Origin of the sequence: Microbulbifer sp. MCCC 1A16149, assembly GCF_050368945.1 — a bacterium.
In the GTDB taxonomy this organism is placed as follows: domain Bacteria; phylum Pseudomonadota; class Gammaproteobacteria; order Pseudomonadales; family Cellvibrionaceae; genus Microbulbifer.
Window position 1 is genome coordinate 2011619 of record NZ_CP185959.1, and the last position, 11762, is coordinate 2023380.

Annotated in this window: 13 protein-coding genes; 2 read left to right on the plus strand and 11 right to left on the minus strand. The window is 58.1% G+C overall.

All coding sequences use genetic code 11. The annotated features are described in order from the left end of the window. The first annotated feature begins 1 nt into the window (after nucleotide 1). Nucleotides 2-1027 carry an ACR3 family arsenite efflux transporter gene (gene arsB, locus ACONT6_RS08565; RefSeq protein ID WP_428821296.1) on the plus strand — a complete coding sequence of 342 codons (1026 nt, stop codon included), beginning with the start codon at nucleotides 2-4 and terminating at the stop codon, nucleotides 1025-1027. Then, a complete protein-coding gene (arsH, locus tag ACONT6_RS08570; RefSeq protein ID WP_428821297.1) occupies nucleotides 1024-1758 on the plus strand; it encodes an arsenical resistance protein ArsH in 735 nt (244 codons plus the stop codon). The genes arsB and arsH overlap by 4 nt, the downstream gene beginning before the upstream one ends. 82 nt (nucleotides 1759-1840) lie before the next feature. On the opposite strand, the gene ACONT6_RS08575 is transcribed toward arsH, so the two are convergent. The 11 genes from ACONT6_RS08575 to gspF all read right to left on the minus strand — a co-directional run bounded on the left by ACONT6_RS08575 (nucleotide 1841) and on the right by gspF (nucleotide 11762). Continuing rightward, nucleotides 1841-4045 (minus strand): hybrid sensor histidine kinase/response regulator, encoded by a 2205-nt coding sequence (locus ACONT6_RS08575; protein WP_428821298.1) that lies wholly within the window; start codon nucleotides 4043-4045, stop codon nucleotides 1841-1843. A 58-nt stretch (nucleotides 4046-4103) separates the two neighbouring features. Further along, nucleotides 4104-4310, minus strand: a complete 207-nt coding sequence (locus ACONT6_RS08580; protein WP_078085092.1) for a DUF2788 domain-containing protein — start codon at nucleotides 4308-4310, stop codon at nucleotides 4104-4106. A 302-nt stretch (nucleotides 4311-4612) separates the two neighbouring features. Further along, nucleotides 4613-4882, minus strand: coding sequence for an acetyltransferase (locus ACONT6_RS08585; RefSeq protein WP_078085091.1), 270 nt, complete (start codon nucleotides 4880-4882; stop codon nucleotides 4613-4615). A 277-nt stretch (nucleotides 4883-5159) separates the two neighbouring features. After that, complete coding sequence (gene gspM, locus ACONT6_RS08590; protein ID WP_428821299.1) at nucleotides 5160-5648, minus strand: type II secretion system protein GspM; 489 nt, start codon at nucleotides 5646-5648, stop codon at nucleotides 5160-5162. Nucleotides 5649-5686: 38 nt separating this feature from the next. Continuing rightward, nucleotides 5687-7021 carry a type II secretion system protein GspL gene (gspL, locus tag ACONT6_RS08595; protein WP_428821300.1) on the minus strand — a complete coding sequence of 445 codons (1335 nt, stop codon included), beginning with the start codon at nucleotides 7019-7021 and terminating at the stop codon, nucleotides 5687-5689. A 12-nt stretch (nucleotides 7022-7033) separates the two neighbouring features. Then, entirely contained in the window at nucleotides 7034-8035 is a 1002-nt protein-coding gene (gene gspK, locus ACONT6_RS08600; protein WP_428821301.1) for a type II secretion system minor pseudopilin GspK, read from the minus strand. Continuing rightward, nucleotides 8032-8886, minus strand: coding sequence for a type II secretion system minor pseudopilin GspJ (gene gspJ / locus ACONT6_RS08605; RefSeq protein WP_428821302.1), 855 nt, complete (start codon nucleotides 8884-8886; stop codon nucleotides 8032-8034). Before gspJ ends, gspK begins: the two co-directional genes overlap by 4 nt. Then, nucleotides 8883-9341, minus strand: coding sequence for a type II secretion system minor pseudopilin GspI (gene gspI / locus ACONT6_RS08610; RefSeq protein ID WP_428821303.1), 459 nt, complete (start codon nucleotides 9339-9341; stop codon nucleotides 8883-8885). Before gspI ends, gspJ begins: the two co-directional genes overlap by 4 nt. Further along, nucleotides 9331-9963, minus strand: coding sequence for a type II secretion system protein (locus ACONT6_RS08615; protein WP_428821304.1), 633 nt, complete (start codon nucleotides 9961-9963; stop codon nucleotides 9331-9333). The genes gspI and ACONT6_RS08615 overlap by 11 nt, the downstream gene beginning before the upstream one ends. Nucleotides 9964-9983: 20 nt before the next feature. Then, the gene (gspG, locus tag ACONT6_RS08620) at nucleotides 9984-10412 is read right to left on the minus strand and encodes a type II secretion system major pseudopilin GspG (protein WP_428821305.1); all 429 of its coding nucleotides are present in this window, start codon (nucleotides 10410-10412) and stop codon (nucleotides 9984-9986) included. A gap of 132 nt (nucleotides 10413-10544) precedes the next feature. Then, the gene (gspF, locus tag ACONT6_RS08625) at nucleotides 10545-11762 is read right to left on the minus strand and encodes a type II secretion system inner membrane protein GspF (RefSeq protein ID WP_428821306.1); all 1218 of its coding nucleotides are present in this window, start codon (nucleotides 11760-11762) and stop codon (nucleotides 10545-10547) included.

The following is an 11762-nucleotide window of genomic DNA, read 5'->3' on the forward strand; positions in this document are numbered from 1 at the left end:
CATGGGCATTTTTGAGCGATACCTCTCGGTCTGGGTTGGCCTGTGTATTCTGGCCGGTCTGTTCTTCGGCAATTTTGCACCCGACCTGTTCCAGGCAATTGCCGCCATGGAAGTAGCCCATGTCAATCTGCCAGTCGCGCTGTTTATCTGGGTGATGATCTACCCCATGATGGTGCAGGTCGATTTCTCTTCCATCCGCCATGTTGGCGACAAGCCCAAAGGTCTCGCCCTGACCCTGGTGGTTAACTGGCTGATCAAGCCGTTTACCATGGCCGCGCTGGGCTGGCTGTTCTTCCGCGTTATCTTCGCCGATCTTGTCGATCCGCAGACCGCATCCGAATATATCGCCGGCATGATTTTGCTCGGCGTTGCGCCCTGCACCGCCATGGTGTTCGTGTGGAGCCAGCTCACCCGCGGCGATGCCAACTACACCCTGGTTCAGGTTTCCGTGAATGACGTCATCATGGTCTTCGCATTTGCCCCGATTGCGGCACTGCTGCTCGGTGTCAGTGATATCACGGTGCCTTGGGAAACCCTGATTCTCTCGGTTGTCATGTACGTCCTGTTACCACTGGTTGCCGGCATCCTTACCCGTCGCAAGCTCGATTCCGCCAATGACCATAGCCGGTTGAATAATTTTCTCGCCCGAGTGAAGCCGATTTCCATAGCCGGCCTGCTGGCCACGGTTGTGCTGCTGTTCGGATTCCAGGCGCAAACCATTATCGAGAACCCGCTGGCCATCGTGCTGATCGCCATTCCACTGCTGATACAGACCTACGGTATTTTTGCCATCAGCTATGCGGCAGCGCGCAGCATGCAGCTGCCGCACAACATCGCCGCCCCCGCGTGCATGATCGGCACTTCCAACTTCTTTGAGCTGGCGGTAGCGGTGGCCATTTCCGTGTTTGGCCTGCACTCCGGCGCCGCACTGGCCACGGTTGTCGGCGTTCTGGTAGAAGTGCCCGTTATGTTATCGCTGGTGGCATTTGCCAACAGAACCCGTCATTGGTTTGGAGCCGAGTCATGAAGTCTCAAGATCTACCGCCGAACACCGAGGACATGCCCAATATGGAAGCGGATTGTTTTCAGGCTACCGACTTCGGACAGTTACAGGCCTCCATTACCAGCGAGCGCCCGAAAATTCTTTTGCTCTATGGATCACTTCGGAAACGTTCGTTCAGCCGACTGGCAGCACAGGAAGCGCAACGTATCCTCGAAGCCCTCGGTGCGGAGACCCGGATTTTCAATCCGTCCGGGCTGCCCCTGCCCGATGACGCTGATGCAACGCATCCGAAAGTCCAGGAACTGCGCGACCTGTCCACGTGGTGTGACGGTATGGTGTGGTCATCTCCCGAGCGTCACGGCGCCATGACCGGGATTATGAAAGCACAGATTGACTGGATTCCCCTCGCACTCGAGGGCGTCCGTCCCACTCAGGGAAAGACTCTGGCGGTGATGCAGGTCTGCGGAGGCTCCCAGTCATTCAATGCGGTAAATCAGATGCGCATACTGGGGCGCTGGATGCGGATGGTCACCATTCCGAACCAGTCCTCGGTGGCCAAGGCCTGGCTGGAATTTGACGACGATGACCGGATGAAACCATCTTCCTACTACGACCGAATCGTCGATGTAATGGAAGAGCTGATGAAGTTCACCTACTTACTGAAAGACAAGCGGGATTACTTCACCGATCGCTACTCCGAACGCAAGGAAACCAGCGCCGAGTTTCGCAAGAGAATCGATCAACGGTCCATGTGATCCGGCGCATTGAGAGCTTGCGCCATCTGGTTTTGAGCCCCCAAAACGAAAAAGGCCTGTCGTCGTGACAGGCCTTTTTTTTTCATTCACCGAGCCAGCGCTCGAGCGTCTCCGCAAGACTATCCTTGCTCAGTGGCTTGGTGAGATAGTCATCCATGCCCGCCGCTAGGCAGCGACCCTCAAACTGCTCCTCAGTGGTACTGGTGAGAGCAACGATTGGCAGACGGTCATCTGGGGAAAATTCATTTTCCCACAGTCGCAACTGCTCAATGATCTCCGCACTGTGCGCAGTATTCTGCTGACAATCCACCAGGACCAAATCGTAGTTGTTGTCCGGCAGACGGGCCAATGCATCTTCCACTGCCGCGACAACCTCGACCTGATAGCCCAGCGCCTGCAGCATCTCTTCAGTAACCCCCAGATGCTGGCGGGACTCTTCTATCAGCAACAGCTTGCGCTTGCGATTGACCTCAGCATTGGCACACACAACCCGGCGGCTGGCTTTTTTGCTGCCGCCGAACAAACGCAGCACCACCGCATCGTGGAACTCCTTGCGTGTCACTGGCCGCGCCAGATACTGGGCTTCCGGCTCCGCCGCCGCCAACGGCGTGAACTCCAGTTTATGGCCATAGCCGCCCATACACAGCAGCGGGAACTTCTTGGGTGCGGCCTGGGATGAGGTAATCACCTGGGTGATACCGCTTAACATTCGCGCATCTCCCATGGCTGGCGCCAGCACCACCAGCTGGCCACGATCCATAGCTTGCATCAACTGATCCATCGGCTCGGTGCTGCCGTCGTCCCAGTTTTTGCTGGTCACATTCATGCCGAATGACTGGAGCATCTGCACGATACCGCTGACGAACAGTCCTTTTTGATGCAGCAGTAGCACATCGGTATCCTGAAGACGACGATCGGCCTGCAGGTAAATTCGCTGGTTGGGTTCGATCGTAAACTTAACCACCGCCATGTATCGGTTACCGTCGTCGGACGAATGCAGTTGCAGGTAGCCGCCCATCGCCTCCGCAAGTCCCTTGGCAATATTGAGGCCGAGGCCTGTGGTGACCTGGGTGGTATCCATACGCGAGAAAGCACCGAACAATTCAGATTCGTCCGGCAGGATCTCTCCGCGGCCATTGTCGACGAGCTTGAGGGTCAACTGTCCCTCATCGGTACTCAGTTGTTCAAAAGAGGCCTCTCCCCAGAGCTCACCGCTCTGGGCAATCACTGTTGCGGCGTCCACCAGGTTGCGAATCAACTGGGCTGTTTTGCGGTTATCTCCGGTGACCATCACCGGCAGATCTTCACTAATCTGGAAGTTGAACTCCAGGCGCTGCCGCTGTGCAGAACGCGCGGCAAATTTGAACGCCTTCTCCATGGTCCGCACGAGGTTAAATGGCGCCTGTCGCAGGTGAATGTCCTTGCGGGCAACACGGGTAAACATCCCCACGTTGTCGACCAGCTTCAGCTGCTGGCTATTGGAGTTTTTCGCCAGCCGTACCCACTCCCGCTGACGGTCCGACAAGCGGTCGCCATCCAGTAACGCCAAGGCGCCGAGAGAGTCGGATAGCTGACTGCGGAACTCCTGACCCACGTTGGCAAGGAACTCGTTGGTAACTTCAACGGCTGCTTCTGAGTGCTTGCGGGCTGCGGCGAGATTGCTCGCTTTTTGCTGCAACGCCTGCATGGCGGCCACCCGATCCCAGTAGTTTTCCGATTCACGTCGGGCCTGATGTGCCATCAACCAGACAAAGGCCAGTGTCAGCGCGCCGTAAATCGCGCCGAGAATGTCCGCCGTCAGGAACCCCTGCAACGCAGCAGGCACCAGTGAACCGGCGAGAAACCAGGTGAGGAAGCGGTGGTATGGAGAAAATACCGAGGCGACACTCGCGCAAAAAACCACGGTATACAGCCAGAGGAATTGGGTAGCGGGCGAGAACCCGAGAAGGAAGACGTGACTGAGGAGAATCACACCCCACCAAACGGCAGCAATGGTGGATGCGAGAAAATAACGATGTCGCCAGCGTTTCGGGCCGGTGGCATAGATATGGCCAAAGCGGAACACATAGTAGCCGCGAATCAGCGTTACCAATACCAGGCCGATGGCCAGCACCAGCACCAGTTTCGGCGCGATAGAGCGAAGCTCACCAATGGCAACAGCGATGGCAAACGCCACCAGCGTGAACAGCATACCCCTGCGAGAGTACTTGGCGATGCGGGTATCCGTGTTACGGCATACCTTGCGATCTTTCTGAACTTTCAGTTCGGGGTGATCAAATAATGGCATAAGACAATTCCGGCGAACGCTCCCTGTGTCCGAAAGGGGGGAAGGAGCTGGCGAGGCGCTACTGCCCCAACCCCATGACTTCGACCAGTACGGTTTTCACCACAAAGCCCAGCAAGCCAAGCCCAAGGGCGGTAAATAGGATGAAAGTACCGAAACGCCCGGCTTTGGACTCCTTGGCGAGGTTCCACACAATAAAGATCATAAACAGGATTAACCCGCCGATCCCGAGGAACAGGGAGTACTCTTCAAACAACTCAAAGCTCATGGCTCACAACTTCCGCTTCAGCTTTCCGGGTTTCCAGCAAACAGTTGCACCAAGAATGAGCAGCTTGCGCCGCTACCCCATCCTGCAATCCAATCTGCCGGAGAAAAATTGGCGCGTATTGTATAGGAGGAAATGGTACGAAACCACGAAATAGCGGCCGAGATTCTCATATCTCTGCGCTTTAAAAATCTGAAGGTATCGAGCTGCTGGTAGATCAGAGCCAACTCAAACGCATTGGATCCCGGGCATGATCACACAGCCACAGGATCGCATTCAGTCAATCACTTCAATCCCAGTCGACATCAGGCGCCCTGATAGTAGTCACTGTCATCGATACGGGTGCCGCACTTGATACGACGGACCTCTCGATCCCGATAGCGGCTGTCGTGCCAGCAACGCGGCAGGGACTCGCCGGAAAGGAACTGCAACTGAGCCTTATCGAACACCTCCGGATCCTGGATTTCTTCTCCCCAGAGGTATCGCCCTACCACAGTCAATTCGTAGGGATTGGCAAGCGTGACGATATCGGCCACGTCAATCAGATGGTTGGTCCCGGAGTCACGAAGCAGCATGGTCTCGCCCCTGTATCTTCTCAATACCCTTGAGTATAGGGAGAAAATAGCGCCATTTGTGGAGGAAATATGCCCTACCGAACGACAACCCAAGCAGGAATATCAGCTCACAACGACCCAAACCAACCGCTATAAGCGAACGAAATCCGCAAAATATTCCCAATTCGACAACAATAAATGGAAAGGTTGCCCAAAAACCACACCGCACTAAAAGGAAAGCTGGCGCACCGAAAGAAATTTCAATGAATCAGGCAGCCCCGAACAATCGAAAGCGTTTTCAGCGCTCCAGCGTCAAGCGGGCTGATACCATACCCTCTTCCGCCAGCGCATCCACACTGACAGAGCGGATCACAAAGCGCTGTTGCAGCAGCGTATTGAGCCACGGCTGCAGATCCTGATAACGGGCCTCATCAATCCACAACCGGATACGCCCACTACCTTCCGGCTCAAATCGCTTGATGGTGACCTTGTGGTTGTTCGCCGCTGCGGTGACGCGCTGCAGCAGGGTTCCCTGGGCCTGCGACTGCCCGCCACTACTGCGCTCAATGCGCTCCAACTGCGGGCGCTGCTTCTCGATCCATGCGAGAAGCTCTCGGGACTGCTCCGCTTCCGTGCGGGCACCGTCGAAAAAGGATTGAGCGGGCTGAAAGAGCCCGAACACAATAAACATGCTGCCCAGAAAAAGCCCCAGCAGACCCAGCGCCCGCTGGTCACTTGCAGGCAACGCGACCCACTTCTGGCGCCACTGTTCGATGGTTTGTTTCATAGTGATGGATAGTCTTGTTCTGATTGTTCCGTCAGCGGTTACCGGAGGCGAATTCGCCCGGACACACCCTCTTCCAGCTCGTTTGCGGCCAGCAGTTCGGCCTTGAACTGGCCGCTACTCAAGGTGCCAACCACCGAGTCCAGCTGCCCCAGGTTGGCCGCGCGCAACTGCAGTACCAGCTCACCACGGTTGCCATCGAAACGCAGGGACTGCAATTTCAGCTCACCAGGCTTGCCAGTTGCCCAGACCTTACTCAATTGCTGCAGCTGACCGGCAAACTCGCCGCCACCGCCGGAGGACTGATTCAGGTAGCCGGTGATTTGGCGACGAAGGTCGGCGCTGGGACTGTCGCCGGGAAAGATCTTCGTAAACAGAGCCTTGGCAGCCTCATCAGCCTTGCCTGCCTGTACCTTGTAATAGATACCCGCACCCACAAAAAATACCAGCTGCAGGACAAAGCAGGCGGCCACGGCAATCGCCGGCTTCTTCCACCAGGGGCCAGCATCGGACTTGAGCGCAATCTGGAACTCGCCGCTCAGCAGGTTGCCGGGCACCACAGCGCCAACTGACGCCAGAAAAGCCGTTTCCGGGGGCTCCGAAACAACATCCACCGCCGCGAGTTGCTGAAAGGTGGCAAGCTCAAGCTCGCTGGCATCGCCCACTACTCGCAGGCCTGATTCATCGCCAGCTTCAGCAGAGGCTGCACCTTCCGCTACGGTTTCCTCTACTGGCGCAAACAGACTCTCTGCAATCACACCCGCCAGCGGACGGGCTACCGACAATCCTTTACCGCAGGACTGCCAGAAATGGGCGCGTTCGGTATCCAGCCATATTGCGGAGCGCTTATCCGTATCGGCGAGGATTCGATATTCCGGGATCGCCGCAATGACCGGCCACCCCAGACGCTCAATCTGCCCTTTCAGCGCTGCCAACTTGTCGCTGGCCACTGCCATCACACTGCAGAGGTCTCCGGATACCGGCTCACATACGAAGTGCAGGTCCTCGACATCTTCCGCAAGCTGCTCTTCCACCATGTACCCAACGGCACTGCTCTGGCGGCGGGCCGCACGCGGTATGGTTTCCAGGCCGTTCCAGACCCAGCTACCCGGAACAAGGATGATCGCCCGCTCGTCTGCCTCGAACGTCAATGCGCCGGACTGGTCCCCGGACTCCATGGCATCGGTCTCAGGCTCACCAATTTGATAACCGGAGTCTGGCGCGCCCACTGCAAAGGCGAGCTGGAATGCGGCATCGGTAGCGACATCCTGCCACTCGCCCTGCTGCCAGTGCTGTAGCAGAACACTGCCCGCTGCGAGCACCTGTTCACCACTGTGCGAACCGGCAACCGGCTCGCGCAGCCTTAGTAATTTCACTTCCTGGCTCAATTAGTCCCCCAGTAACTCCTGCAACAATTGCCCGGAAAATTCGCGTCTTTGGCGTTGTATGACTTTGACTGCACCGGTAGTGGTGTCGACCTTCAAGGTCGACTCCCAGTACTGCCGGTGTTCCGGGCCCAGTTGCACAGCAATATGCGCGACATAATACGCGCTGTTGAAATCCAGTTCGCCCCCGCTGGTAATGCTAAATGGCGTCAGATCCGCCATTTGGGTAAAAAACATTCCACCCTCACGCTGGTTGATCAGCCCGGCAATATTTGCCGAGGGATACATCGCCGACAGCAGCGCTTCCGACGCGGTGTTTACATTGACCTTGGTGGAGGACTCGGGCAGAGCGCATAGTTCCGGCTCGATCGCACGCCATTCTTCAGGCTCAATACCCTGCCCTGCACTCAGCTCGGAAACGTCCGTGATAAAAGTGTCCGGGGTGCGGTATGCCAGTTCCAGGCCGAGGTAGCCGGTGTCTTCGGTACCGGATGCGAGTGGCGTGTCACCGGGATCGATCCAGTCGACGATGGCCAGAGCGGTTTCATTGCGTCCGCCGAGATTGCGTACCAGGCGCTGCAGCACATTGCTGTGCCCGGTGCCAGCAGCGCCGCCCCCACCGCTAGCACCGGCGCTCCCAGCTCGACTCTCTGTTAAATTATTTACGTTAAAACAAGACTGTAAGTCCTTGATTCGTATACGTATCTTGCCGTTTCCAGGATTGAATTCGAGCATCTTCTGAGCCCAGGGCTCCTGAAGATTGTCGCTGGCTGTCGCTGCAGTGAGATCATCGGCGAAATCTTTCTCCAGCGCGATAATGGCCCAGGCCTCGGCACCGTGCACAAACTCCGCCAGTTGAGTGTTGGCAAGGATGGCGCTGGTACGGGAAATCGCCAGGCGATTCCGGGTTACGGCATGGGTGACCGCCGCCACTGCAATGACCATCACCAGTAGCACCGTGATCAACGCCACACCGCGCTGCTGCGTGAATGTACGTACGATCATTGCCCCTCCCCGCGGTCACTGTCGGAATCGCGCTCCCCACCGCCGGAGCCGCCGCTGGAACCGGTGCTTCCACTACTGCCGGTACCGCCGGAACTGCCAGTGCTACCGCCGCCAGAACTGGTACTCCCCCCCGAGCTGGCGGTACCGCCGGACGAGCCGCTACCACCCGCAGAAACGGTGTATTCAGGCAGAGAAAACACCCTCCGCATCTCGCCGCCTGTGCGAGTTTGCAGGGTTACCTCGATTGCCAGCGGAAGACGTAAATCCACCGCACCCGGAGTGGTGGTGGAGGAAGCCGGCGGCCATTGGGCCAGCCAGGCGCGGGTATCGCGGTCGAAGTAGCGCACATTCAGGTCGACGATGCCGTCCAGAATCGGCTCGGCGATGGGCTCCGAATCCGGGCCCCGGTCAAGAATCTGCCAGCGGCTGCGCAACAGTAGCGCGGTGTCGTCATCCGGGTCGCGCTCGAATCGACTCACCGCATCCTCGTCCGGGTAGCCAAGCCCATAGTGCAAACGCTGAACATTGCCGCGCGGCTCGCGCGTGAGATTGGCGGCCCCCAGACGGGTAAATTCAAATTCGTTGGTAACCCCCTGAAAAGCCGGCTCATAGCCGCTATAGGCGTTTTTCACTGGCCTCACCGTGAGTTGCCGCAGATCATCGTCCAGACGATACATGGCCATAGACAAGCGACGCATCTCATCGGCGCGCGCAGTCAAAACACGGTCGGTAGTGAAGAATGTTTCCAGCAGGGAATAGGAGCCAATACCGATGATCGATACGATCACCAGCACCACCATGATCTCGATCAGGGTGAAGCCGCGGGCCGGCGCCTTGTGAAGATGGCTCATGGGGACCGCCCTCCCCCAGTGCCCGGTCCGGAACCAGAAGCCGCCGCACTACCGACAGATTGCGCCACCCAGGAATCGATGGTGAGAATCGGTGGCTGCTCCGGCATCCCGACCTGGACGATAATCTGCCGCATTTTCGGCTCATTGGTGGTTTTGACTTCTGCGGAGACCTCCCAATCCCGATCCGCCAGGGTCACCTTCTCGGTCTTTTTACCCAGCGGCGGCCAGTCTGTACGGAGGCGGATTTCCGCAAGCGCCTGCTGCGCAACCCAGTTGGCAGTGAGCCGCTGTTCGAGTGCCGCTTGCTGACGCACGCTGTCCTGCAGGGTTTTCAGCACACTGGCTGCAATCACCCCGAAGATAACCAGTGCTACCAGCACCTCTACCAGGGTAAATCCCCGCTGGCTGCAGCAGGCCGTTCGCCGTGTCTGCCCTGGGCGGCGCTCAGTATTCATCGCTCTGCCACTCCAGCTGCATCCCGTAGAGGCTGCTGTAAGAAATAACGGCGGCGCGCCCTACATCACCGTCCTTGAGGAGCAGGAAGGCGATTTCCACCGGCAGCACCTCGCCACTGGAAAGCGCGGCGAACTGGGGCAGGATTTCTTCCTCTTTGCCCTTTTTGCCCGACTTGTCATCTTTGCGGGAAGCGCTGCTCGATGCCCGGCTGCCGCCGAAACTGGAATCGGCATCCTTGGCACCGGGCAACTCCGTCTGAGAAAGGATTTCCAGACGCATATTGGGCGTAAGCTGGTGGGCGGTAAAGCGACGCGCGTTGGCGGATGCGCCGGGTTGCCCGGAGAAATCGATCGTCTGCCACTTCATGGTGGCGGTGTCGTAGCGCACCACCTGGTAGCTATCCTCTTCGAACACCACCCCGTAGTGCATCTTGTCGATCAAGGCGCGATCTGAAACCAGCTGCAACAGGTTTGCCAGCCGCTGGACCTCGCCGGTCCAGTTGCGACTGTCACTATTGCTCAGGGAAAGCGTCGCCATACCCGCCAGCGAAGCGATGATGACAATCACCACCAGCAGTTCGATCAGGGTAAAACCCCGTTGGCGGCAGGCTGCGACGCGCATAGCCAAGGCCCTGCCAGGCCTCAGAGCTCGGAAGCGAACAGATCGGCCGCTTCGCCCTCACCACCGGGCTTGCCATCCGCACCCAGTGAAAACAGGTCGTAAGGACCCGAGCTGCCGGGGCTGATGTACTGGTACTGGTTGCCCCAGGGGTCCTTCGGCGCTTTCTTCAGGTAGGGCTCGGTCCAGTTTTTGGCCTCCGGGAAGCCGGACGGCTTGCTGACCAGTGCTTCCAGGCCCTGATCGGAACTGGGGTATACAAAGTTGTCCATACGGTACATATCCAGCGCGGTGGAAATGGCCCGCAGGTCGACCGTGGCAGCCTTCATACGTGCTTCACCGGTACGGCCCATGATATTGGGTACCACCAGGGCGCCCAGCACCCCGAGGATCACGATTACTACCATGATCTCAATGAGGGTAAAGCCCCCGTGTTTGCGCAGATTTTTCATATCTCACCTCGCGAGTACAGATCTCAGGCAACTGACCTCAAGCCGGCGCCACCAGATTTTCGAAATATTCCAAACGTTAAGGGACCGCAAAGCGCGGTCCCGGTTCTTCAAGCCCGATCGCTCAACCCGGGGTCAAACGACTAGCTGGTTCATATTCATAATCGGCATCATGATTGCCATTACGATAAACAGCACGATACCCGCCATCACCAGCAACATGATCGGCTCAAACAGGCTCACAAACGCGGTTACTGCACCCTGCAGGTCCCGCTCCTGATTTTCCGCCGCACGCACCAGCATCTGGTCGAGGGTGCCCGAGGACTCACCGCTGGCGACCATATAAGTCATCATCGGCGGGAAATACTCCACGTCTTCAAGGGCCTTGCGCAGGCTACCGCCCTCGCGCACAAACTTCTGCGCTATCTGCAGCCGCTCCTTCAGGAAATCATTGCTCATTACCCCGCTGGCAATACCCATGGCCTGCACCAGCGGCACACTGCTGCCGGTCAGGATCGCCAGGGTGCCCACATAACGCGAGCTCTGGCCACCGCGCACCAGCCAGCCGATCGCCGGCATATCCAGCAGCCGGTGGTGAAAGCGATAGCGGAATCCCGGACGCCTCAACAACAGTGTCCAGCACACCACCAGGGCAATGATTACCGGGGGAATCAGCCAGCCCCAGGCGGAAATGAAATCGCTGATCGAAACCAGTATTCGGGTCGCCAGCGGGAGTTGCTGGCCGGTGCCGGTGAATACCTCGATCACGTCCGGCACTACATAAACCATGAGGCCGGTAACCACCAGAACACAGATAACCACCAGTACCAGCGGATAGATCAACGCCAGCTGCACCTTCTGCCGGAACTGCTGCTGGCTCTCCGTGTAATCGGCGAGGCGCTCCAGCACGTCGTCCAGATGCCCGGAATGCTCCCCCGCCTCTACCGTTGCCCGGTAAAGCTTGGGGAAAGCGCGCGGAAAGCTCGCCAGCGCCTGTGCAAAGCTGTGACCTTCAAGCACTTTGGCGCGCACTGCAAGCACGATACGCCGAACTTTCTGGTTGCGGGACTGATTGGCAATGGCGCCGAGAGTTTCTTCGAGGGGAATACCGGCGCGCAATAGCGTGGCTATCTGGCGCGTGAGCAACGCCAGTGCTTTTACGCTAAGCCCCGGACTACCAGACAGGATACTGGCGCCTGCGGCACCGGAAGACTCGGAGGCAGCCGTCACCTCCAGGGGGATCAGGCCCTTGGCGCGCAGTTGCTGCCGCGCTGCCTTGGCGCTATCGGCCTCCAGAGTGCCGCGGTTCTTGCGGCCACCACTGTTGAGGGCGGTGTACTCGAATGCACCCAT